Below are 24,890 nucleotides of genomic sequence, written 5' to 3'. Positions count from 1 at the left end.
ATGACCATGCTAACAGGTAAGTATTTCAGACTTATGCTCACATTTACCTTGTTGTTGTTTACTTTTACAACAACAGGTTTGTATGCATGGTTGCCTGTTATTGCTAAAAATATAGACCATCACCATCAATTAAACATTTCAGTTCAATCAGATAATCTTAGCCTATGGTCATTAGAACACCATGAGCATGATGAAGTTGTCGTAGAAGATAATAAAAACCATCATTGGACAAGCTATGACGAACCTACGTATCATCATTCCGTAAAGCCTGTTCATGCTGATGATGACTTTGCTATAGACCCTGTGTTTATTCTAAGTTTTGTCACTGCTCTTATTTTTCTGTTCCTAAAGTTATCTGAACATCAGATTCGGGTCTTTGACTTTAGGAAACGAATATTTATTTTACGTAATTCATACACCTATACAAAAGCTCTTATCGTCCTAAGAAATTGATTTTTCTATACAAAAAATAATTCTTCATTTTTTTGTATAGGTAAAGTCATGTCTAAAATTTATCAGATATTTCTTACCTGTGGTTTGGTAGTCACGGCAGCACCTGCTTTTGCAGAGCAAGATTATGTCCAACTACAACAACAGGTATTAGCAAACGATGCAATTCTCAAGAGTTTGCAGCAATCGCAGTCTGCGTATGATGTCAATCAACAATACGCTGGGCGATTGAACAATCCAACTTTTAATGTGGAACTGGATAATTTAGGAAATTCCAAGTTAAAAGAACTTGATGGTCCTACCACCATGATTGGGCTTTCTCAAGATATTCCCTTGAACAATAAGCTACAATTACGTAAACAACTGGCAGGATTTCAGGGCAGCAATAATCAGTTTGAGATTGTCAAACGTCAGGCAGAACTTAAATCAGAATTAAGGACATGCCTGTCAAACTGGTATGCTGCAACCCAGCGTGCTGAAATTTTTTCAACCGAAAGTAGTTTGTATAAGCGACAAGTCAATGTACTCACCGAAAAGTTAAAGTACGGTCGTGTGATTCCCTCTGATGTCCAGTTAAGTTCGGCATTGTCAGCAGAATCAACTTTACGTCATCAAAATGAGTTAAAGAAGATTCAATATCAGAGAAACCTTTGCTCTAAATATCTTCCTGATTTGCCAAACCAAGCCATTGAAGTACCTTTGGATATTAACTTTTCCAATCGTGTCAGTTTATTGGAACAGGAAAGTGTCTTAAAAACACAGTTGGCAAAAACGCAACTTGAATTGGCAAAAAAAGAGGCTGTACCTGATATTACATTGGGTGTTGGTGTCCGAAATTATCAGGAAACCAGTGACAAGGTATTTTTAGTTTCCACCTCAATTCCACTCGCTGTCTTCAATCGTAATAAAGGCAATATTGCCATTGCTCAAGCCACCCAAGCCAATGCGGAAACTCAATCTGTTTGGGCAAACCGTAACGCTAAAATTGAATTGGAAAATAAATCGGTTGAGATTTCAAACCTGATTGATGCAATCAAGCAATATGACAGCACAATATTACCCGCAGCTAATGAAAGTTTACGTATTGCTGAACTGGGCTATCAGGCAGGCAAGATTTCCCTATTGGAATTTAATAGCAATAAGCAAATTTGGTTGGATAAACAGTTAGTTCGTTATGACCTGTGGTTGGCTTTGCAAAATCAAATTGCAGAGATTGAAAAAAACTACGTCACCAATTTAGAGCAGGAATATGGGGAACAACATGAATAAAACCACCAATACTTTAATTGCGACAGGTATTGTTGCATTACTGATTATCCTTTGTGCGATTGCTTGGTATAAGACAGGTAATAAACCACAGGAGAGTTCAGGTGAAGCTGTAGAAGAAAATGCTGTGGTTGCTGGCGATGAAAAAGGCCCACATGGTGGACGCTTATATCGAGATGGAGATTTCTCTACGGAAGTTAAGATTTTTGAGGAAGGTGTTGAACCTCATTTACGTGTATATGGCTATTTCAAGGATAAGCCATTAAAGCCTCAAGAACTTACAGCAAATATTTTCATCAAACGTCTTGATGCGGAACAGAATATTCGCTTTGTTCCTGAAAGTGACTATCTGATTGGAAATGAAGTGATTTATGAACCACATTCATTCTTGATGATGATTAATGTTGAATATCAAGGCAAAAAGCATACATGGCAATGGGACACCAAAGAAGGTCGTGCCAATATTCCCGATGCTAGTCTAAAAAGTAGCGGACTGGAATTATTAACGGTTCAACCGATGATGTTTGAAAATAGCTTACAGCTTAAAGGTGAGCTTAAATTTCCAGACAATTTTGAGAGTTTTATTACCCCTAAAGCAAGCGGCACACTGGTTAAAACCCATCGTACCATTGGTGATAAGGTTAGTCAGGGTGACTTACTGGCAACTGTGCAGAGTCAGGATGTGATTCGTTTAAATGCTGAACGTACCATCGCTCAAGATACCTTGCAGTTTACACGTAAAAAAATGGAGCAAGAATGGGCTTTATGGCAAAAACGTGTTTCCCCTGAAATTGACTATATTAATGCCAAACGTGAATTTGATCAGGCTCAGGTTCGTGTCAATGAGTTAAGTAACATCATTAACTCGTATGGCGGTTCTGGCAACGGAATGATTGAAGTACGTGCTGCCATGTCAGGCACAGTGCTGGAAATCCTCAGTGCCATTGGTACAAATGTTAATCCATCTACCCCGATGTTTAAAATTGCCAATACCTCACAGCTTTTGGCAGTGGTGAATATACCTGCTGATCAATTTAATGTGGTGAAAGCAAGCAATAAAGTCACTATCAGGTCACAGACAGCAGATTCAGAAGAAGCACTGGGGCGTATTAAATATATCAGTGATGTGATTAACCCTAAAACTCGTACTGCTCAAGCCTTTGTTGAAATTCCGAATCAGTTTAACTGGCGTTCAGGTCAGTTGATTTCAGCACAAATCTTTGAAAGTCAATCCTTGAAACCGATGGTAGTACGTGAAGATGCACTACAAACCTATCGTGACTGGGACGTGGTTTTTCTTCGTGTTGGTGATGACTTTGAAGTTCGTCCACTTGAGTTGGGTGAGAAATTCAATGGCTTTGTTGAGGTCAAATCGGGTTTAAAAGTTGGACAAAAATATGCAGCAGGTAATTCTTATCTTATAAAAGCAGAGCTGGGTAAATCTGGCGCTTCTCATGACCATTAAAAGCAGGAGTAGCGAACATGTTTGACCAGATTGTAAAACTGTCAATCAAGAACCGTTGGTTGGTATTGATTGTATTTTTGTTTATCGGTGCATTTGGTGTTTATAATTATTTCAAACTGCCAATTGATGCAGTCCCTGATATTACAAATGTTCAGGTACAAATTAACAGCGAGGCTCAGGGACTCTCGCCACTGGAAATGGAAACTCAAGTGACCTTTCCAATTGAAACAGCTCTAGCAGGTATTCCAAATCTTAACTATACCCGTTCAGTATCAAGATACGGCTTATCACAAGTCACTGTTATCTTTAAAGAAGGTACAGATATTTATTTTGCTCGCCAATTGGTGAATGAAAGAATTCAGGGTGTTGTACCTAGTCTGCCAAGTGGTATTTCCACTTCAATGGGGCCTGTGTCTACAGGGCTTGGCGAAATCTTTATGTACACCGTTGAGAATGCACCCAATAATCCAAATCCAATGTCAGCCACGGATTTAAGGACATTACAGGATTGGGTGATTAAACCGCAACTCCGAAATGTTGAGGGTGTCAATGAGATCAATACTATTGGCGGTTATTTAAAACAGTTTGTAGTACGTCCTAATTATGCTTATTTGCGGAGTATTGGCTTAGACCAACAGGTAATTGTTGAAGCCATTTCAAAAAATAGCATGAACAAAGGTTCTGGTTATATTGAAAAAAATGGTGAGCAATATTTACTTCGTTCCGATTCTCAAATCACATCAATTGAGCAAATCAGGAATATTCCAATTACCACAAGTAATGGCTATATCCTACGTTTGAGTGATGTTGCAGAAGTATCTATCGGAAGCGAATTGCGTTCAGGTGCAGCGACCAAAGATGGTCAGGAAGTTGTACTGGGTACAGCATTTATGTTGATTGGCGAGAATTCTCGTAATGTAGCTTATGCTGTAGACCAAAAATTACAGGAAGTACAAAAGTCACTACCAGAAGGTGTTGAAGCAAAAGCGGTTTATAACCGTACCACACTGGTTGATGCAACAATTGAAACTGTTAAGAAGAATCTACTGGAAGGTGCAATCCTTGTGATTGTGGTTCTATTTATCTTTCTAGGGCATTTTCGGGCGGCACTGATTACTGCAATGGTTATTCCATTATCCATGTTGATGACCATTACAGGCATGGTCAATCAGAAAATCAGTGCCAATCTCATGAGTCTTGGCGCATTGGATTTCGGGATTATCGTTGATGGTGCTGTGGTGATTGTTGAAGCATCTCTGGCAAAGCTTGCTTTAAAACAGAAAGAGCTGGGGAGGGTACTCACTCGACAGGAACGATTTGCTACCGTATTTGATGCCACCAAAGAATCCAGAAAAGCCATTCTTTATGGTCAGCTCATTATTATTCTGGTTTATCTACCTGTGATGACGCTGACAGGTGTTGAAGGAAAAATGTTCACACCAATGGCAGCAACAGTAGTAATGGCATTGCTGGCAGCCATGATTCTCTCCATTACTTTTGTCCCTGCCATGATTGCATTGGTTACCACAGGCAAAGTAAAAGATGAAGAGTCTAAAATCATTCATGGCATTAAAAAGTTTTATAACCCTGTTCTGGACTGGTCACTTAACCATCGAATGATACTGGTTGCTTTTGTTGCAGGTTTCTTGGTCTTTAGTGCCAGTTTGTCTACTCGTCTTGGTTCAGAGTTTATTCCATCGCTGGATGAGGGGGATGTGGCATTACACGCATTGCGTATTCCTGGCACGTCTTTAACTCAGGCAATCGAAATGCAATATGCACTTGAACGAGAGATTAAAAAGATTCCAGAGGTCAAAACCATTCTTGCCAAAATTGGTACGGCAGAGATTGCAACCGACCCTGTACCACCAAACGTGGCAGATAACTATGTCATGTTAAAACCCCGTAGTGAATGGCCAAATCCAAATAAGGAAAAAGCTGATGTCGTGGCTGACATTGAACGACTTTCAAAAGGCGTTTATGGCAATAACTACGAGTTCACTCAGCCAATTCAGATGCGTTTTAATGAGCTGATTTCTGGTGTTCGTACTGATGTCGCTGTAAAAATCTCAGGCGATGATTTGGAGCAACTGTTGGAGCTTGGCAATGAAGTTGCAGATATTCTTGAAACAGTCAATGGAACTGCCGACTTAAAAGTTGAGCAAATGTCTGGTTTGCCAATGGTTTCGATTGAACTTAAAAGGGACATGATTGCCAATTATGGTTTAGATGCTGAGGATGTTCAAAATAAAGTGTCTAGCCTAATCACTGGACAAACCGCAGGCAAGCTGTTTGAAGGCGATAGAAAATTCGACATTGTCGTCAGAATGGAGGAAAGTTCTGTTAGCAATCTGGAAAAACTCTATCAAATTCCAATGCGTTTGCCAGATGGTTCAAATGTATTGTTGTCCGATTTGATTGAGTTAAAAACCATTCAAGGGCCAAACCAGATTTCTCGTGAAAATGGTAAACGCCGAATTGTCATCACTGCCAATGTGCGTGGAACAGATATAGGTAGTTATATTGCTGAAGCTCAAGCTAAAGTCGATTCCCAATTCAAATTACCAGAAGGTTACTGGATGTCTTGGGGAGGTACATTTGAGCAGATGCAGTCTGCTACCAATCGTTTGATGGTGGTTGTACCTGTAGCATTGTTATTAATCTTTACCATGATTTTCATGGCCTTGGGTAATATCCGCAATAGTTTATTGGTGTTTACAGGTGTGCCATTTGCATTAACTGGTGGTGTCATTGCTTTAGCCTTACGAGATATTCCACTTTCCATTTCTGCTGCTGTCGGTTTTATTGCTCTATCGGGTGTAGTCGTACTCAATGGATTGGTACTGGTCACTGCCATTCAACGCCTGCAAGCTCAAGGGCAAAGTCTGGTTGATGCTGTCAAACATGGTGCTTTAGAACGATTAAGACCTGTCTTAATTACGGCTCTGGTCGCTTCTTTGGGCTTTATTCCAATGGCATTAAATGTCGGCATTGGTTCTGAGGTTCAACGCCCCATTGCAACAGTGGTGATTGGTGGGATTATTTCTTCCACATTACTTACATTAATTATTCTGCCTACCCTGTATGTCTGGTTCAACCAAAGAGCCAAACGTAAAGTAGAAGTAGAAAATTTCTCTGAGCAACAGGTTTAGGGAAATAATTAAATGATGGGCATGCTGCAAGATAAAAAGTTTAAAGGAATAATGATGTGGCTTGTCTGCATCCTTAGTCTTGCATTGTGCCTGCATTTTAATACCCATGTCACTGAAACCAGTTCATTTGAGGACGCAGCTTATGTAGAGGCACATCCACATCAGCATGAAGTGAATCAACCGCATATACATAGCCACCAAGATACTTATCATGAACATTTTGTTGGTTATGGTGTCGGTCAAAATATTAGTTTTATTGTACTGATTTTCAATTGTCAAATTATTGACAGAATCAAACACTATACCTTTTTAGTGATGAATCGCATTTTTAAACCGCCAAAAAAATTAATGGATTATCAAATCATTATTTAATTTTTGGAGTTTAATTTATATGACAAGTTCTTTCTTGCAGTGGGTAAAATCAAGAAGCCGCTTAAAACTGATAGCAGTATTAAGTCTATTCCTGTTTAGCCCAATGTTATTTGCACATGGTGTTTCGGAAGGTGACAAAGGTTACATTCAGGAAATCTACGGTGTCCATATCATCCCATTTATCTATTTGGGAGCGAAACACATGGTCACAGGATACGACCACCTATTGTTTCTGGTTGGCATTATTTTCTTCCTATATCGGATGAAAGATATTGGCTTATATGTCAGTCTTTTTGCGATTGGTCACTCAATTACGATGCTGATTGGCGTGTACTACAACATCTCAATGAATGCCTACATTATTGATGCAATCATTGGTTTCTCTATTGTTTATAAAGCCTTAGATAATTTGGGTGCTTATCAAAGGTGGTTTGGGTATCAACCCAATACCAAAATTGCAACCTTAATTTTTGGTCTGATACATGGTTTTGGTTTAGCCGTCAAAATTCAGGAGTATGAAGTCCCTAAAGATGGTCTATTGGCAAATTTAATTTCATTTAATGTCGGTGTTGAACTTGGTCAGCTCATGGCATTGTGCATCATTTTGCTATTTATGACCATGTGGCGAAAAACCCCTTACTTCTTTAAAACAGCCTATCAAAGTAATGTCTTTTTGATGTTTCTTGGCTTTTTATTGGTCGGCTATCAGCTTACTGGCTTTATCACACAATAAGGATTGAACTATGTATAACACTGAAATTCCAAAAGACATTCAACTTCCATCTTCCAAAAAGTTGATTAAATCAACAGCAATTGCAGCCGTCAGTTCTGTAGTCGTATTAGTGGCATGTGTAATGCCTGCTGAATATGGTATCGACCCAACAGGGATTGGAAAAGCCATTGGTTTGGTTGAGATGGGAGAAATTAAACAGTCTTTGGCTGAAGAGGCTGAGCAGGGAATGGGTGGAAACACAGGTGGTTTTGCAGAAGAGTTTGATATTTCTGGAGATAGCACAGGTGTCTCAGAGGCAACCCAAGCTCTTGGACAAACACAAGCGAATACAACGGATTCAAATGAAAATGAACCAGTCAGAATGATACCTGCTGTGACCAAAGAATCCATCTCGATTGACCTCAAGGCTGGTCAGGCAACAGAAGTGAAATTGGCAATGCCTAAAGGTGCAAGTGTTAATTTCGACTGGAAAACATCAGGTGGTGGTTTGAATTTTGATACACATGGTGACCCAGTGAATGCCCCTAAAGATTTTTATCATGGTTATGGCAAAGGTCGAAATGAGACGAAGCAATCAGGGACTTTAACGGCTGCATTTGATGGTAAACATGGTTGGTTCTGGCGAAATCGTACAAAAGAAGCTGTCACAGTAACCTTAACAGTTGAAGGACAGTTCAGTGAAATGAAGCGGGTCTTTTAATCTATTCAAGAACGTTTAAGAGCAATGCTCTTAAACGTTCTATGGGTAAATCAAGCGAATCAGGAGAGCCGATAAAATGTTTACAGTATTAAAGAACATAACATATAGACATCTATTTCTTGCACAAGTGATTGCATTAATTGGTACTGGCTTAATTACGATAGCATTGGCTTTGCTTGCCTATGATATGGCTGGAGAAAAAGCAGCACAGGTTTTGGGTATTGCACTGGCAATCAAAATGATTGCTTATATTGCTGTCGCACCTGTCGCCTCAGCTTTTGCAGAACGTTTACCCCGAAAAAAGGTCTTGGTTGGATTAGACATTATTCGGGCATTAACAGCACTTTGCCTGCCATTTGTAACCCAAATCTGGCAGATTTACCTGTTAATTTTTATTCTACAATCCGCATCAGCAGCATTTACCCCTACATTTCAGGCAACGATTCCAGATGTATTGCCTGATGAAAAAGATTATACCAATGCCTTATCACTGTCCCGTCTAGCTTATGATTTAGAAAATATAATTAGTCCAATGTTAGCAGGGCTGCTACTGACAGTGATTAGTTATAACAATTTATTCTTGGGTACAGTCATTGGCTTCATTGGTTCGGCATTATTTGTCGTCAGTGCAAAACTACCTGTCGCAAAAATTCCTGAATTTAAAGGTGTATATAGTCGAATCAAACAAGGGGCGAAAATATATTTTAATACCCCACGATTAAAAGCCTTACTTGCATTAAACCTAGCCATTGCTTCGGCAAGTGCTGTCGTTATCGTCAATACAGTGGTACTGGTTCAATCCACCTTTAAACTGACAGAACATGCAACGACTTGGGCGTTTGGTCTATTTGGTCTTGGTTCTATGCTTTCAGCATTTATATTGCCTAAAGTTCTTGATAAATTTAATGATAGAACAGTGATGCTAACAGGCACAACCATACTGACAATTGGATTATTCACAGGCTATTTCATTCATTCCTATGCTTGGTTGTTGGCATTGTGGTTTATTTTGGGTGTGGGATATTCAGTGGCTCAAACACCAACAGGGCGATTAATCCGTAAATCAGCATCCAGTGAAAATAGAACAGCTTTATTTGCAGCACAATTTGCGTTTTCTCATGCTTGCTGGTTAATCACATATCCACTAGTAGGCTGGTTGAGTACAACCTTTGGAACATTATTTACGTTTATACCAATGGCAATCATTGCTGTACTGGCACTAATAATGGCAACGTTATTATGGTCACAAACAGATGAAGAAGCCAAAGTACATACACATGATAATTTACCATCGGATCATGAGCATTTGAAAGAACACCAAATCAATGGGCAGCATGTCCATGAATATATCATTGATGAATATCATCAAAAATGGTTGAAATAATGCTTGGCTATTTAAGTTTATTTATCAGTGCTTTTGGAGCTGCTACTTTACTACCGCTTCAATCAGAAGCTGTACTCGTAGGTCTTATTAGCACTGGAAAATATTCAGTCGTTTTATTGATTGCTGTTGCAACAATCGGAAATGTTTTGGGTTCATGTGTAAATTGGTGGTTGGGTACTCGAATTGAGCAATACAAAGATAAGAAATGGTTTCCTGTATCAGAAACAAAATTGTCTCAAGCACAAAAGCTATATCAGCAATATGGTTCACCAATATTGTTATTAAGCTGGATTCCTGTAATTGGTGACCCGATTACTTTAATGAGTGGGGTCTTAAAGGAAAAATTTAGCACATTCTTTATCATTGTATTTATTGCTAAGTTATTGAGATACCTATTCTTGTACTTAATATTTTTAGGTGTATTTCTAGCATAGTTTAGTTGTGGTAGGGAGGAAATATGGTTGTAAACTCAGACAAATCTATTCAACATTATATAGATGCTTCTGTTCGTAAGAATACACAAAAGAGTTATCAAAGTGCGGTACGCCATTATGAAGTTGAGTGGAAAGGATTTCTTCCAGCAACAGCAGACAATATTGCTCAATACCTGATTGATTATGCAGATAAACTATCCATTAATACACTTAATCAACGGCTAGCAGCACTTGCACAATGGCATATAGAGCAGGGATTTCCAGATCCCACGAAAGCATCTGTAGTTCACAAAGTATTGAAAGGTATAAAAACCCTACATCCAACTCAGGAAAAACGAGCCAAACCTTTTCAGATTGAACAACTCTACAAAGCTAATAAATGGCTAGATGAAGCTATATCCGATGCCCAAGAAACAGGTAACAGAATTGCTGAACTTCGCCATACACGTAATAAGGCATTCTTATTACTAGGATTCTGGCGAGGTTTTCGTGGTGATGAACTCACCAGACTTAAAATAGAATTTATCGAAGTGAGCCAAGGCGAGGGAATGGTATGTTATTTGCCCCAAAGCAAAGGCGACCGTCATAATAAAGGTACAAGTTTTAAAGTCCCCGCACTCAACCAATTATGTCCTGTCACTGCTTATACCGATTGGCTTCAAATCAGTGAGCTTACAGACGGGGCAGTTTTTCGTTCAATTAATCAATGGGGACAACTTGGTAAAGAGGGGCTTCATATTGATAGTCTTATTCCACTTTTAAGAAAATTATTTGCTGAAATCGGTATAGATTCACCTGAATTATATAGCTCACATTCGTTAAGACGAGGCTTTGCGAATTGGGCAACAGTAAACGGTTGGGACATGAAAATGCTTATGGAGTATGTAGGCTGGAAAAATATCAATTCAGCAATGAAATATATTGAGACTACAAATCCATTTGCTCGACTTAATTTAGAATTAAAAAACAATCATCAAAAGGAATAATAACAAGTGGTTGATATTTATGAAACAGCTTATCCACGCTTTAAATCTAGTTTAACAGCAGAAGAAGTTAAATCGACTTATACGCCAACAGACAAGGAAATGATATTGGCTTGGCGTTTTTCCACTTTGATGCCAGTCCGTATTTACTATTTGCTTATCCTAAAAACTGTACAGAGATTAGGTTATATGCCTAAACTAGAGGATATTCCAGATAGTATTATTGAACATATTAAAAATTCGGTAAAAGAACCAAGAATGTCTTTGAAATCATTAAACTTGGTTGAAAATTCAAGCAATAGACAAAAAATCGTAAATTCAATTAGGAATTATTTAAAAATTATACCTGTAAGTGAGAACACCAATATTGCAATTGAGCTAGCCGCTCGGCAAGCAGCAACAGTAAAACAAGAACTTCCTGATATTATTAATATTGTGATTGAGGAGCTAATACGACAAAACTATGAATTACCTGGCTTTACAACAATAAGTCGTACAGCCCAGACTATAAGAAGTATGGTAAATGAGGAGTATTTTAATAATATAGCTGATTTATTATCCGATGAAATAGTCACTGAATTAAATAACTTACTAATTTTGGATAAATCAAAAAATTCTAGTGGTTGGAATCAATTAAAACAGGAATCTAAAAAACCAACCAATAAAGAGGTGAAAAGATATATTGAGCATATCCTCTGGCTTAAAAATTGGATTAAAAATATCCCAGATATATCACATATTCCAGTTTCAAAACATCTCCAGTTTACGCTCGAAGCTAGGGCTTTAACCATTACCCAAATGAAAGAATTAAAACCCAATAAACGCTACGCCTTAACAGTAATTTTAATACATTCCCAGCTTAATCGAACCCTCGATGATATTGTTGAAATTCTCATCAAAAAGCTGAGAAAGTTACACTATAGTGCTGAAGAGGCTTTAAAATTATACTTTATTGAACATCAAAAACGAGCAGAAAAGCTAATTACCCAGTTAAGAGATGTATTAGAGGCATTTCAAGAAGGACAAAACAATGAAGAAAGAGGTAAGCTCGTTAAGAATGTTATCCATAGTGACCCTATGCTACTGCTTGCTGAATGTGAAGAACATATTGCATATGCAGGAAATAACTATATTCCATTTCTGATTCGTCCATATCAACCTCAGCGTCAGCTTTTGTTAAATTGCATCAGCTTACTAGAACTCAAAACCACCTCATCTGATACTTCATTGATCAATGCAATCCAGTTTGTCTTGGAGAGTCGACATAGCCATAAAAAATATCTAGATTATCCTCTACAACATGGCAGTCTAAAATGGATACCTGAAAAATGGCGTAAATTTATCTTTGAGCAGTCAGCTAAGCCATCTCGTACAATTGACAGAAAATATTTTGAACTATGTGTTCTAACAGAAATCATGCAGGAATTACGGTCTGGTGATTTATATGTCAGCAACAGTGACCAATATAGTGATTATAGAGATCAACTTATTGATTGGGAGGAATATGAGCAGCAAGCTTTAGCTTATGGTCAAATGCTGGATTTACCAATTGTTGGGCAAGATTTTATCAATCATTTGAAACAGTCATTAATCATAACGGCAAATCAAGTCGATAGTGAATTTCCAGATAATCAAAGTGTGGAACTGCATCATAATGAGATTATGATTAGAAAGTCTGCTGCACGAAATAAATCTGCTCAGTTGGAAAAGATTGATAAACTTATTTCTGAACGCCTACCTGATAAAAATATTTTGGATATTTTAACCGAAACAGAGAAATGGTTAGACTTACATAAACAATTTAAACCCATATCAGGATTTCAAGGTAAATTAGAAGACCCACAAACTCGATTCTTGGTTAGCCTTTTTTGTTATGGCTGTAACCTTGGACCTACACAAACAGCTAGGTCGATTAAAGGTTTTCACCGAAAGCAGATTGCATGGCTTAACATCCGCTATGTAACCGAAGAACGTCTAGATAAGGCAATAGTACAAGTTATCAATGCTTATAATAAATTTCTTTTACCCACATATTGGGGAACAGGAAAAAGTGCATCTGCCGATGGTACAAAATGGAATATGTATGAACAAAACCTACTTTCTGAATACCATATTAGATATGGTGGTTACGGTGGGATAGGCTATTACCATGTGTCTGACATGTATATTGCATTATTTAGCCATTTTATCCCATGTGGTGTTTATGAAGCTGTATATATTTTAGATGGTCTGATAAAAAATGAATCAGATATCCAGCCCGATACTCTCCATGGGGACACACATGCCCAAAGTGCCCCTGTATTTGGATTGGCTTACCTCTTGGGTATTAATTTGATGCCTCGTATCAGAAATCTGAAAAAGTTAGTATTTTTTAAACCAGATAAGTCCATTAAATATAAGAATATTAATAATATATTTACTGAGTCCATTCAGTGGGATTTAATAGAAACACATTTACCAGATATGCTGCGGATAGTTTTATCCATAAAAGCAGGGAAGATTACACCATCAACAATCCTAAAAAGACTTGGTACAGCCAGTAGAAAGAACAAACTATATTTTGCTTTTCGAGAATTAGGACGAGTTGTTAGAACAGAATTTCTCTTAAAATACATCGCTGATGAAAAACTACGCTCAACAATCAATGCAGCAACCAATAAGAGTGAAGAATTTAACCAATTTGTAAAATGGCTATTCTTTGGAAATCAAGGTACCATTTCTGAAAATATCAGAGATGAACAACGTAAAATTATTAAGTACAACCAGCTAGTCGCCAACATGACAATTCTACATAATGTTGAAGCAATGACAGGTGTTTTGAAACAATTACAGAATGAAGGCCACCTAATAGATGAAGAGATTTTGGCTGGCCTTGCACCATACCGCACAGAGCATATCAACCGATATGGTGACTACATCCTCAATCTGGAACAAAAAATTCGACCATTAAATTATAAGGTTAAAATTGAAAAGAAAGCCTAAAAGTTTTGCACGGAATTACTTATTATATTCATGAAGTTAGCATTACTTTTGATAAATTCCGTACGAATCGTGGCCGTACCTCGGTTCGTGTATATGCAAATGAAAAAGATTTGAGTTCCATTCATATGGGTGGTACGGCACAGGTCATTCGAGATGCTGATCCGAATCAACCTATCAATGGAAAAATTGGCTATATATCTTCTGTGGCTGAGTTCACGCCTAAAACTGTACAGACTGATGAGATAAGAACAACTCTAGTTTATGAAGTTCGAGTTTACGTAAATGACCCGAATGATCAATTGAAAATGGGTCAACCAGTGACTGTAAAAGTACCACTTGTTTCAGGTGAGAAAGCTCATGACTGATAATAATGTAGTGGTTCAAGCCCATCATTTATCGATGATTTTTAAAGGTGAAAATAAAAAGTTAGCAGATACTAAGGCAATTGATGATTTGGATATGCAAATCAATAAAGGAGAACTTACTGCTTTAGTTGGCCCAGATGGCGCAGGAAAAACAACTTTATTAAGATTAGTTGCTGGACTATATAAAGCTACTTCAGGTTCTCTGAATGTGCTTGGGTTTGATATCGATAAACATCCTCAAGCTGTGCAAGACCGTATTAGTTATATGCCACAACGTTTCGGTCTATATGAAGACTTAAGTGTACAAGAAAATTTAAATTTATATGCTGATTTACATGGCGTTCCCAAAGATGTACGCAGTCAAAGATTTAAACGGTTATTAGAAATAACGGATCTTACTCAATTCATTCAACGCCCAGCAGGGAAACTTTCTGGTGGAATGAAACAAAAGCTAGGACTGGCATGTACGTTAGTTCGTTCCCCAGAATTACTATTGCTTGATGAGCCTAGTGTTGGAGTAGATCCTTTATCAAGAAGAGATTTATGGACTATTATTGAACAGCTTGTTCAAGAAGAAAATTTAAGCGTTATTATAAGTACTGCTTATATGGATGAAGCAGAAAAGTGTGACTATGTATATATCATGTATGAGGGCAAAATTTTAAAGCAAGGCTCACCTGAGCAATTAAAAGAAATAGCACATGGACAAACATGGAAAGTAAAACTTTCAGAGCAAATTAAGGCACGGACTTTACAAGCCCAATTGCTTGGAAATTCTGTTGACATTATTGATGCTGTTCCAAAGGGTGAACAGGTAAACTTTATCAGTCGCCAAAAAGAATTATCAACAAATATTTTACCTCAGGGGCTAGTCGCTCATAGGCGATCAGCCGAACTTGAAGATGCGTTTATGATGTTGTTGCAGCAGACTCAAAAGCAAAGAAAACATGTATCTGTTCCTGAGCAGAATTTTCAATTAGAACAAAACAATAATTTAAAATCACAACAACCCGTCATTGTTGTTAAAGATTTAGTCAGAACCTTTGGCGATTTTACTGCCGTTGCCAATACATCCTTTGATGTAAAGCGAGGCGAAATATTTGGATTACTTGGCCCAAATGGTGCGGGTAAAACCACAACATTTCGGATGTTATGTGGATTGTTACCAGCAAGTAGTGGTTATCTAGAAGTTGCTGGTAAAAACTTACGCACAGCTCGTGCTGAGGCACGAGGCAAAGTGGGGTATGTCTCTCAGAAATTTGCACTGTATAGCAATTTAACTGTTTTAGAAAATTTGAAGTTTTTTGGTGGGGCCTATGGTCTAACAGGCAAAAAACTAAATCAACAAATTGATAATGCATTAGAGCAATACGATTTAAAACCTCATATTAAAAGTGGTGATTTACCCGGTGGTTATAAACAACGACTATCTATGGCTGCAGCACTGTTGCATGAACCAGAAATTTTATTTTTAGATGAACCTACGAGCGGGATAGATCCTCTTGCACGGCGTTCATTTTGGTACAGCATTGGCGAGCTAGCAAATCAGGGAATTACCATCATTATTACGACTCATTTTATGGAGGAGGCGGAATATTGTGACCGCATCGCCATACAAGATGCTGGAAAGTTATTGGCCTTAGGCTCCCCCCAACAAGTACGCGATTTAGCCAGTCGAGATAAGCATATTGGTGATATGAATGAGGCTTTTATAGCAATTGTAGAGCAAGCCCGTGCTTTAAGGCATGCTGTTTAGGAGGTCTACAATGAGCTTTGGATTTTGGAATCGATTGACAGCGTTAGTAAGGAAAGAAACTAAGCAGCTCATTCGTGACAAAAGCAGCCTCGGGATTGGTCTGGTTTTGCCTGTTATTTTAATTTTATTGTTTGGTTATGGACTTTCCTTTGACTTAAATCAGGCACGAGTTGGTGTCGTAGTTGATCAGTCCTCACCACAGATCAATCAGATTTTAGCGGGTTTAAAGGGTTCGCGATATTTAGCAAGTCAAGAGTTTCCTAGTTTACCTAAAGCAGAACAGGCCATTCGAGATGGAGAAATTGATGCCATTTTGCACTTTCCTTCAGATTTTACGAGTCAGACACAACAAGGTAATGCAAAGGCTCAACTACTATTAAATGGTACATCCACCACCATAGCAACAGCTTTGGAGGGCTATATTACAGGGGCTTTGGCTACAGCGGCGTCTATACAAGTTGATCGTGGTCAAATATTAGCAACGTCAAGTGCCATTAATGTTGAACAACGAATATGGTTTAACGAATCTGCTAATAGTACTTGGTTTTTAGTTCCTGGCTTAATGGTATTAATTTTAACTTTAATCGGTGCATTTTTAACAGGTTTACTTATTGCTCGTGAAAGGGAGCGGGGAACACTAGAGGCCTTATTTGTCACACCTGTAAGGCCATTTGAAATTGTATTAGCAAAGCTCATTCCTTATATTGTTGTCGGTATGATTGATATCGTAATCTGTATTATTGCTGCCTATTTTATTTTTGAAGTACCCATGCGCGGTTCATTATTCTCAGTCTTATCGGCTTCATTTCTCTATTTAGTTGTTTCTTTATTACTTGGTTTAACCATATCGGGTTTTGCTCAAAGTCAGTTTCAGGCAAGTCAAATTGCTTTATTGGCAAGTTTTATGCCCGCACTTATGCTTTCAGGATTTGTTTTCGATACACGTAACTTACCTTTAGTGGTGCAAATTATTAGCCAGTTACTACCAGCTACACATTTTATGATTTTAATTAAAACCTTATTTATGGGAGGTGATGACTGGAAGTTATGGCTTAAAGAATGCGGTTTTTTACTGGGGTATATTATTGTTTTGATATGTGCCGTGAACTTTTCACTAAAAAAACGGTTGAGATAAAGTTATGTGGCAAAAATTAATCACGTGGCTGAAGCACTTAAGTTTTTTAGTCAAAAAAGAATTCTTAACTATTTTTAGTGACCCTGCAAATAGAGTCATTCTATTTGTACCAGCACTGATGCAAGCACTTTTGTTTGGTTACGCCGCAACTTATGATGTTAACCGTGTGGATTATGCAATTCTAGATCAGAGCAATGGCCAAGTCTCACATGAACTCATCTCAAAATTAGATGGCTCTGGTATTTTTAAGCGTGTTGCAACACTTCAATATACCGAACAAATCAAACAGGTGATTGATAGCCGTCAGGTATTGCTTGTAATCACGATTCCGTCAGACTTCGAGAGTAAATTAAATAATAACCAAAACTCTCCTATACAGGTGATTGTTGACGGCAGGAATTCATCAACGGCAGTTGTGGCAGGTTCATATCTAAACAAAATAGTTGGACAGTTTAATCAGCAAAAATTTAACTCAGCTTTACCTATTAGCATTGAAACAAGAACATGGTATAACCCAAATCAAGAGTCTCGATGGAGCTTAATGCCTTCATTAATTGCGGCATTAAGTATGATGCAGACACTACTTTTATCTGCCTTGTCAGTCGCACGTGAACGTGAGCAGGGAACATTTGATCAGTTATTAGTGACACCGTATACGCCATTACAAATTATGATTGGTAAAGCTTTGCCGCCAATTTTTGTAGGACTGATGCAGTCAACTATTATTTTATTGATTATTTTGTTCTGGTTTAAAATTCCCCTGAATGGCTCTATTGGGCTGCTTTATTTTGGTTTATTGAGTTTTAACGTGGCTATAGTTGGAGTGGGCTTATCAATTTCTGCATTATCATTAAATATGCAACAAGCCATGCTATTTACGTTTCTACTAATTATGCCTTTGATGTTGCTTTCAGGCTTACTGACACCTGTAGAAAATATGCCAAAAGCACTTGAAATAGCAACTTACGTAAATCCTTTAAGGTTTGGAATTAATTTGGTACAACGGGTGTATTTGGAAGGTGCAAACTTTACACAAGTTCAATTTAATTTTATTCCAATGATCATACTTGGACTGATCACTTTACCTTTAGCAGCTTGGCTATTTAGAAATAGATTATCTTAATCGTATTAATGAAAAAGCCCCATTTTTAGGGGCTTTTTAAATCTACTTATGCACGTACGATCAGTTCGTAACCCGTATATTTACGAATGTTGATAACACCAATATCAAAAATTAAATATTGGCCTTTAATACCTTGTAATACACCACGAATTTTTGGTGTTTTATCTAGGTTTAGAGACTTAATTTTTTCAGGATATTGTTCAACTGGGTAAACAAACTCACGCGGTAACTCATTTTCTAGTAATTCAACTGTCTCGTTAAATTCAAGATTTTGGCTAAACTCTTCACGTATAGTTTGAATTTTAGGTGCAAACTCTTCAATTAATTGATCACGTTGTTCAACCATATTTAGAGGTTCAGCTTCACCCTTAAGAAGTTTACGCCAGTCAGTTTTATCAGCAATTAGGGAACCAAACATGGTTTCAAGTTGACCAGATAAACGACGTGATCCAACTTTTAAAATAGGTAAAGCCTGAGTTGCTCCCTGATCTAGCCAGCGACCTGGCATATGGCTAACGCGGGTAATTCCTACTTTTAAAGCACTTGAATTTGCCAAATACACAATATGTGGTTGGAAACATACACTGTGGGCAAAGTCATCTTCACGACATGTACCTAAATGATAGTGACATGTTTCAGGTTTCATAATGCAAAGATCACACTCAGCTTTCGTTTTAAAACATTTAAAACAGTGACCTTGAGAATAGGACTTCGGTGTTTTGGTGCCACAAGATGTGCAATAAATATTACCTGTCCATTCGATTTCTAGTTCTTGTCCTAAATTAAAAGGAAGATCAATTTCTGAACGGTCTAATACAAATTTGTATTCAACATTTGCCTTGGTTGTCTGTTGATCAGTTACACTAGCATCTTTTAGGCCTGCATGCATTTTATGGCAAATGCCTTGTAGTTCCATAAAGTTTAAACTCACATCTTTCAATTAAGGGTTGCAGTTATGGCTGAACAAAATGTCATCACTTCTATGCTAGACGATTTATCAAACGAACAGCCTATTCATACTGCACTTTGTATTGGCCAGAAAATTGACCAGAATAACGCAATTCAATGGCACTATTTTACCGTAACTGAGCTTTTAAGTCTGCCTTTTACTCAGCGTTATGATTTAGGTTTTGTATTGTTTGATACAGATGAAATGCAAAGCGTTAGCGATGTACATAAATCACAATTATTAGTGAAGTTAAGAGATTTATTAGCAAAACGAATTGTTGTGGTAAGCAAACGCAGTGATGAACAGCTATTACGTTCTTTGGGGTTCACGCAACTCATCGATAAAACTTCACATGATAGTGATTTCGCTTTATGGCAATTTAATATCTTGACCTACAAACATGTTCCAGACTGGTTTAATTCAAAATTTTGGGCAAACCCGGAAAACTGGAATAAATTCCGTTGGTAAAAGACTATTTAATCTCTTTCAAAATTTAACAATTTCGCTTTTGCTGTCTTAACAAAAAAACGCGTATGCTCGTGTATAAACCATACATAAGAGTTACTCATGACAAATTTAAGCAATATTGTAGAAGTTTTGGCTCAGCAAGCTTTAGGTGGGAACCAGCAAGCATCAAGTCAAGGTGGTTTAGGTGGAATTTTAGGTTCTGTATTGGGACAAATGGGTGGTAATACTTCTTCTGGTACTCAAGGTGGTCTAGGTGGAGTATTAGGTTCGGTATTAGGCCAAGTGACTGGAAATAACAATACACCTCAAGCTGGTGGCGGTGTACAAAGTTTATTAATTGCTGTAGTACCTTTAATCTTAGGCTGGGTTCAACAACAAGGTGGTTTACAGGCTGCTTTAGAAAAGTTAAAAGGTGCCGGTTTAGGTAGTCAAGTTCAAAGTTGGGTTGATCCAAATCAAAGTAATAGTGAAGTTCCAACTCAGCAACTGCAAAGCTTATTTAACCCTGCAGATGTTGAACAAGTTGCCCAACAGACTCAAGCGCCAAAAGAGCAAGTTTACGGGGCGATCGCGTCTGTGTTACCTCAGGTTATTGATTCTTTAACACCACAGGGTGAAAGTACAGATCATCAAGAAGCGAATCAAGACATTCAAAACGTGATGAATCTTGTGAGCAGTTTCTTAAAATAAGATTGAGATTAAAAAAGGCCGATATAAAAATTATCGGCTTTTTTGTTGGTACAATAAAATAAAAGGGCATAAGCCCTTTTATTTTATGCAAGATGGTTAATAACTTAGAAGTTATATTCCATCCCAGCACCTACAACAGTACGTTTGTCATCTTGAGCAAGCCAGTCACGTTTTTGTTGAGCAACAATACCGTAGAAACGTGCTTGTTTATTAATTTTGTAGTCTAAGCCCACACCGTATTGATCAATTTTACGATCTTGTTGACCATCTACAGAAGCTTTAGATGATTGGTATTGGCCTTTTACTACAAAAGGTGTTTCACCAATTCTGTAAGTTACAGCACCAACCCATGCATCTTCTTGTAAGCCTTTATATTTAGTTAGCTCATCAGTTGGTTCAGCATGTTGCCATAAACCACCTAATACAAGTCCAGTTGCGCCAAGTTTACTAAAATCGTAAGAACCAGTTACACGGTAAGCATCAGAGAAAATATTGCTAAGGCCATAGGCATTATATTTACCTTGTACGCTGTAGTTAGCAGCAGCAGCTAATGCTAAACCAATATCTTTGTTTTCGTAGCCGATAGAACCTGAAACTGAGTCACCAAAACCGTTACGTTTGTCATCGTTACCAGATGTACCTGGTGTTGGATCAGCAGGAGTTTCACCTTGTTGGAACATTACATTGAATGTTACACCAGCAAGAAGTTTAGGATCAGATTCAAAACCAATAACGTTATTTAGACGTTCTTCACCATACATTGTGTTGGTAATATCTAAAATAGTGTGGTCGTTATAGATGTCTTGGTAGTTGCCAGCAGCATTTTTAAAGTAAGAGTCAAATTTACCAACTTTTAATGTACCAACATTATTTGATTTGATACCGATATAACGGTTACGTTGACCAAGATCTGTACCATCACCATCAGCATTAATTTGCCATTCAGCTAAATAAACTGCTGATAAATTATCAGTCAATTTCTCTTCGCCTTTTACCCCAATACGAGACGCGTTAGAGTTAACTTCGGTAACGTCACTTTTACCATCGAAATTTTTGTTGTCAACTTGGTCAATGGTAACATTGAGTTTACCGTACAAAGTTGGCGCTGCTTGCACCGCGTTTACGCTTAGAGTTGCAACTGCGGCAGCGAGAAGCAATTTCTTCATTGAGATTTCTCCAAAAGGTATTTTTAAATGGCGTATGCCTAGCTAACTTTTATTTTTTAGTTGGCTTATGTACAAAAAGTTACAGAAGCTCACCAACTTGCTAAGAAGTATCTGTAAACTTTGTGACAGTGGAGTGAAGAAGAAATGACAGTTTTATGACAAATAAAAATTAGAAATACTTTATTTTCTTTTGATTTTATTACACTTTTTAAATAAAAAAGCGGAGCCTAAGCTCCGCTTTTATCTCTTCAAATCAAAGAGCTGCTTTAATTTTTTCAGCTAAGGCCTTGATTTTATCTTGATCTCCCAATTGCGCAGCATGTTTACCAAGTTGGTGAACATTTGTTGGAATTAGGTGAAAATGAACATGAGGGACGGTTTGTCCAGCAGCGGCGCCAGATAATTGCATAAGAACAATTCCATCAAGATTTAATGCTGTTTCCATTGCTTTCGCAATTTTTTGCACGATCTGAATGGTATAGGCTGCCGCTTCAGGCGGTAAATCAAGTAAAGTTACTGCAGGAGTTTTTGGAATAACTAATGCATGACCATCGGCTTGGGGCATAATATCCATAAAAGCTAGAACTTGATCATCTTCATAGAGTTTTATCGCTGGAAGTTCTCCACGTAAAATTTTTGCGAAGATATTTTGATCATCATATGCCATGTATTATTCCTTTAAATACTATTTACACTTCAATTCTTTTTGACGTTCTTTAATTGCATCTAGACGTTGCTGCTCTTTATCAGAGAATTTTGGCTTAGTCGTATGACAATTTTCATTACCATATTTTTCTTTAGCATCTTGGTCTTTAAAACAAAAACCTTTTGATGCATAAATTAAATTGTAATCGTCTTGCAATTTTTGACATTCTTGCTCAGGTGTTGCAGCTTGAGCACTGAAACCGGCAAGGGTTACCATTCCAGTGAATACTGCAACCAATAATTTATTCATGAGCTTTTCCTCAGTTAAAGGTATGAACCTGTACTCAATATAAGGTTTATTCCCAATATTTCAATGACTATTAATTACTCAAGTGTTATTAAAAATCACATTTGATCTTATAATACAAAAAAGCTTTAGATATCAATATCTTTTTTTAAATTTATTTTAAATCAATTGGTTAGGTTTTGTTTTAAATTAAACAATAAAAATATGTACATAATCAATATTTAAAGCCATTATAAAAATTTCATAGTGATGAATTAAATACATTATATGAGTAACATTGGTTCTTGTTTATGTAATCAAGTAAAATTCTCTATAACTCGTGAAATAAAAACGGTTTATTACTGTCATTGCAGTTTATGCCGAAAACAAACGGGTACAGGAGCGAATGCGGCTACTTTGGTCAAAGAAAGCCAATTTAACTGGCTATTTGGAAGTGAACATGTTTCTACCTATAAAAAAGAGACTGGTTTTACCTCATCGTTTTGTAATAAATGTGGTTCACCCGTACCCAATAAAATTAATGGTACAAATTATATATGGATACCATTAGGGCTTTTGGAACACTCATTTAATCCAGACTTAAAGCTTAATTTTTGTATAGAGTCAAAACATGAATGGGTCGTGCTAGAAGATGCTCATAAAAGTTTTGTCCATTTACCTGTTCTTGAAGAGTTCTTAAAATACTTTGAATAACAGCCTTTAGTTTTTATATCTTTAATACTTCTTAAGTATTCTTTACATAAATGCTGTGTGTTCACTGTTGAATATATCTGTCATTTAATTAAGCATGAAGTGATATAACTTAAAAAGGATGAATCACATGATAGATGAAGAAAAGCCTTTAAATTTTGAAGATGATGACGAGCCTCTTGATTTTGAAGATGAAGAATTCACAGATGATAAAAAAGAGGATGAAATGTATAACTCGATCACTAAGGATGGATCTAGTGTTGATCCTGCTGATGATGGTACACGACATATTCGTCCAGAAGATGGTGATCCGATAGAACTTGATGAATAAGTGCATCAGTTTAAAAAAGATTAGTCTTTTTAATCTTTAAGTATAAGTGTAATATCCGAGCGCTGTCACAAACAGCAAAAAAGTCCTGAATGATCAGCGCAGAAAATCAAAAGGGTAAAGCCTGCTTACAAAGCGGGCTTTTTTATTTTTATAAAATTTTAGAGGACTAAACTTGATCTATGGGTGCTGTAAAAGCTTATTATTTTAAAAAATATTTAGATATCTTTGATGAATGACTAATCAATGCTCCTATTGTTTGTAATGAGCATTTAAAAGAAGCACAAACGTAAATAATAAAAATAAAAAAAGTAGAAAGATCATGAGTTGAAACATATCGTTAAATTATTTAGGTATTTTACACAATTTAACATTTTATGCAAATTAGTTTACATTTCATTAAGTTTTGTTAAAGCTTTGATTGAGGCTTAATCGTTTTGAAAATGTGACAATTGAAGGAGAATTTGTTAGATTGTTTGATTTTTATTATAACAGGTGAGCCAGATGAAGAAATTTTTATTTGTCCTTATTGCTGGATTTGGGCTAGAAGGTTGCACATCATTGACGCAAAAAGCTGATGAAAATTATATTACCAAGTCTCCCATTACGCCGGTTAATACTGCATTTAATGGAACAAAAGTACTTGAGCATGGAATTTTTACTGAGCAGGATATTGCTGATATGCCTGAGCATTCAAATATCAATTCACGTTACAAAATGTCATTTTAAGTCACTACTTAAAAATTAAAATTGAATAGTTAGGCTAAACAATCTAGTAAATTAGCTGAAATATAAAGTTTACTAAGATTGTATTTAATAATGACTATTCAATATAAACTATCAGCTTGGTAGTTTTTAAAAAGATAAAATGTTAAATTTTAATCATTGAAAAAATTGGTTTTATAAATGAAAAATATCATTATTTTAACTTCAATATTGTTATTAACTGGGTGTGCTATTAACTCTAAATCATTATCGCCAGTGAAAAGCGGTGATGATAAAACTATTGTAGAGGCTGAAAAATATAAGCAACAATATCAAAAAAAGATATTTAAAATTTGGGATGTGCCACCATCTTCTGTAGGTATGAGCGCTAGCGTTAAAGTGTTTTTAAATGATAGTGGTGAGATTGAGCAAATTATTTTTCTAGATAAAGAAGATCCAAAGTTCAAATCAAGTATTGAAAAGGCAATATGGCGTGCAAGCCCATTTGTTTTGCCTTCTAATCCTGAGGTAAGAAAACAGATAAGAAAGTTCAACATCAAGTTTGTGGCAAAGTAAATTTTAAGAACACAAATTTGACTTTTTATTTATAGAAAACCACCAATTGGTGGTTTTCTATATTTG

Annotated in this window: 24 protein-coding genes and 1 pseudogene; 21 read left to right on the top strand and 4 right to left on the bottom strand. The window is 36.9% G+C overall.

Annotation, left to right across the window (positions count from 1 at the left end; genetic code table 11):
• The first annotated feature begins 6 nt into the window (after window positions 1-6).
• The 15 genes and pseudogenes from F984_RS09850 (at window position 7) to F984_RS09780 (ending at window position 18,300) form a co-directional block, all read left to right on the top strand.
• Window positions 7-453, top strand: coding sequence for a hypothetical protein (locus F984_RS09850; protein WP_004708968.1), 447 nt, complete (start codon window positions 7-9; stop codon window positions 451-453).
• A 48-nt stretch (window positions 454-501) separates the two neighbouring features.
• Window positions 502-1,719 (top strand): TolC family protein, encoded by a 1,218-nt coding sequence (locus tag F984_RS09845; protein ID WP_004708966.1) that lies wholly within the window; start codon window positions 502-504, stop codon window positions 1,717-1,719.
• Window positions 1,712-3,181, top strand: a complete 1,470-nt coding sequence (locus tag F984_RS09840) for an efflux RND transporter periplasmic adaptor subunit (RefSeq protein WP_004708961.1) — start codon at window positions 1,712-1,714, stop codon at window positions 3,179-3,181. The genes F984_RS09845 and F984_RS09840 overlap by 8 nt, the downstream gene beginning before the upstream one ends.
• A gap of 17 nt (window positions 3,182-3,198) precedes the next feature.
• Complete coding sequence (locus F984_RS09835) at window positions 3,199-6,333, top strand: efflux RND transporter permease subunit (protein ID WP_004708960.1); 3,135 nt, start codon at window positions 3,199-3,201, stop codon at window positions 6,331-6,333.
• Window positions 6,334-6,345: 12 nt separating this feature from the next.
• Entirely contained in the window at window positions 6,346-6,705 is a 360-nt protein-coding gene (locus tag F984_RS09830) for a hypothetical protein (protein WP_025469307.1), read from the top strand.
• A gap of 19 nt (window positions 6,706-6,724) precedes the next feature.
• A complete protein-coding gene (locus F984_RS09825; protein WP_004708958.1) occupies window positions 6,725-7,438 on the top strand; it encodes a HupE/UreJ family protein in 714 nt (237 codons plus the stop codon).
• Window positions 7,439-7,448: 10 nt separating this feature from the next.
• The gene (locus F984_RS09820; RefSeq protein WP_004708957.1) at window positions 7,449-8,138 is read left to right on the top strand and encodes a hypothetical protein; all 690 of its coding nucleotides are present in this window, start codon (window positions 7,449-7,451) and stop codon (window positions 8,136-8,138) included.
• A 76-nt stretch (window positions 8,139-8,214) separates the two neighbouring features.
• Window positions 8,215-9,522, top strand: a complete 1,308-nt coding sequence (locus tag F984_RS09815) for an MFS transporter (RefSeq protein WP_004708956.1) — start codon at window positions 8,215-8,217, stop codon at window positions 9,520-9,522.
• Window positions 9,522-9,956: a YqaA family protein gene (locus F984_RS09810; RefSeq protein WP_004708954.1), complete on the top strand. Its 435-nt coding sequence runs from the start codon at window positions 9,522-9,524 to the stop codon at window positions 9,954-9,956. The genes F984_RS09815 and F984_RS09810 overlap by 1 nt, the downstream gene beginning before the upstream one ends.
• Before the next feature lie 23 nt (window positions 9,957-9,979).
• Window positions 9,980-10,942 carry a site-specific integrase gene (locus F984_RS09805; RefSeq protein WP_004708945.1) on the top strand — a complete coding sequence of 321 codons (963 nt, stop codon included), beginning with the start codon at window positions 9,980-9,982 and terminating at the stop codon, window positions 10,940-10,942.
• A gap of 6 nt (window positions 10,943-10,948) precedes the next feature.
• Window positions 10,949-13,921: a Tn3 family transposase gene (locus tag F984_RS09800; RefSeq protein WP_004708944.1), complete on the top strand. Its 2,973-nt coding sequence runs from the start codon at window positions 10,949-10,951 to the stop codon at window positions 13,919-13,921.
• 83 nt (window positions 13,922-14,004) lie between these two features.
• Window positions 14,005-14,286 (top strand): annotated as a pseudogene (locus F984_RS09795) (HlyD family efflux transporter periplasmic adaptor subunit); the annotation flags it as partial.
• Window positions 14,279-16,042 (top strand): ATP-binding cassette domain-containing protein, encoded by a 1,764-nt coding sequence (locus F984_RS09790; protein WP_004708942.1) that lies wholly within the window; start codon window positions 14,279-14,281, stop codon window positions 16,040-16,042. The pseudogene F984_RS09795 and the gene F984_RS09790, both read left to right, overlap by 8 nt.
• Window positions 16,043-16,052: 10 nt before the next feature.
• Window positions 16,053-17,177 carry an ABC transporter permease gene (locus F984_RS09785; protein ID WP_004708941.1) on the top strand — a complete coding sequence of 375 codons (1,125 nt, stop codon included), beginning with the start codon at window positions 16,053-16,055 and terminating at the stop codon, window positions 17,175-17,177.
• A 4-nt stretch (window positions 17,178-17,181) separates the two neighbouring features.
• A complete protein-coding gene (locus tag F984_RS09780; protein WP_004708940.1) occupies window positions 17,182-18,300 on the top strand; it encodes an ABC transporter permease in 1,119 nt (372 codons plus the stop codon).
• Between the two features lie 46 nt (window positions 18,301-18,346).
• Here F984_RS09780 and F984_RS09775 read toward each other — a convergent pair whose 3' ends face one another.
• Window positions 18,347-19,216: a DUF2797 domain-containing protein gene (locus F984_RS09775; protein ID WP_004708933.1), complete on the bottom strand. Its 870-nt coding sequence runs from the start codon at window positions 19,214-19,216 to the stop codon at window positions 18,347-18,349.
• Window positions 19,217-19,255: 39 nt separating this feature from the next.
• Between F984_RS09775 and F984_RS09770 the strand changes: the two genes are divergently transcribed.
• Together F984_RS09770 and F984_RS09765 are read left to right on the top strand one after the other, a co-directional pair.
• Window positions 19,256-19,717 (top strand): DUF6231 family protein, encoded by a 462-nt coding sequence (locus F984_RS09770; protein WP_002049924.1) that lies wholly within the window; start codon window positions 19,256-19,258, stop codon window positions 19,715-19,717.
• A 99-nt stretch (window positions 19,718-19,816) separates the two neighbouring features.
• A complete protein-coding gene (locus F984_RS09765; RefSeq protein WP_004708930.1) occupies window positions 19,817-20,407 on the top strand; it encodes a YidB family protein in 591 nt (196 codons plus the stop codon).
• Window positions 20,408-20,511: 104 nt separating this feature from the next.
• Here the strand turns inward: F984_RS09765 and F984_RS09760 are convergent, their stop codons facing one another.
• The 3 genes from F984_RS09760 to F984_RS09750 all read right to left on the bottom strand — a co-directional run bounded on the left by F984_RS09760 (window position 20,512) and on the right by F984_RS09750 (window position 22,528).
• Window positions 20,512-21,573, bottom strand: coding sequence for a porin (locus F984_RS09760; RefSeq protein WP_002050241.1), 1,062 nt, complete (start codon window positions 21,571-21,573; stop codon window positions 20,512-20,514).
• A gap of 253 nt (window positions 21,574-21,826) precedes the next feature.
• Complete coding sequence (locus F984_RS09755; protein ID WP_000312749.1) at window positions 21,827-22,240, bottom strand: HIT family protein; 414 nt, start codon at window positions 22,238-22,240, stop codon at window positions 21,827-21,829.
• A gap of 18 nt (window positions 22,241-22,258) precedes the next feature.
• Window positions 22,259-22,528, bottom strand: a complete 270-nt coding sequence (locus F984_RS09750) for a YARHG domain-containing protein (protein WP_002049864.1) — start codon at window positions 22,526-22,528, stop codon at window positions 22,259-22,261.
• Window positions 22,529-22,792: 264 nt separating this feature from the next.
• On the opposite strand from F984_RS09750, the gene F984_RS09745 reads away from it, so the two are divergent.
• The 4 genes from F984_RS09745 (at window position 22,793) to F984_RS09730 (ending at window position 24,824) form a co-directional block, all read left to right on the top strand.
• Entirely contained in the window at window positions 22,793-23,218 is a 426-nt protein-coding gene (locus F984_RS09745) for a GFA family protein (RefSeq protein ID WP_004708928.1), read from the top strand.
• A gap of 127 nt (window positions 23,219-23,345) precedes the next feature.
• Window positions 23,346-23,546, top strand: a complete 201-nt coding sequence (locus F984_RS09740; protein WP_002049802.1) for a hypothetical protein — start codon at window positions 23,346-23,348, stop codon at window positions 23,544-23,546.
• Between the two features lie 501 nt (window positions 23,547-24,047).
• Window positions 24,048-24,272, top strand: a complete 225-nt coding sequence (locus tag F984_RS09735) for a hypothetical protein (RefSeq protein WP_004708927.1) — start codon at window positions 24,048-24,050, stop codon at window positions 24,270-24,272.
• Between the two features lie 177 nt (window positions 24,273-24,449).
• Window positions 24,450-24,824 (top strand): cell envelope integrity TolA family protein, encoded by a 375-nt coding sequence (locus F984_RS09730; protein ID WP_004708925.1) that lies wholly within the window; start codon window positions 24,450-24,452, stop codon window positions 24,822-24,824.
• Window positions 24,825-24,890: the final 66 nt, after the last annotated feature.

Source organism: Acinetobacter nosocomialis NIPH 2119 (genome assembly GCF_000368085.1).
In the GTDB taxonomy this organism is placed as follows: Bacteria; Pseudomonadota; Gammaproteobacteria; order Pseudomonadales; family Moraxellaceae; genus Acinetobacter; species Acinetobacter nosocomialis.
Note: the sequence above shows the minus strand (reverse complement) of the source record. Positions and strands in the feature narration are given on the sequence as shown.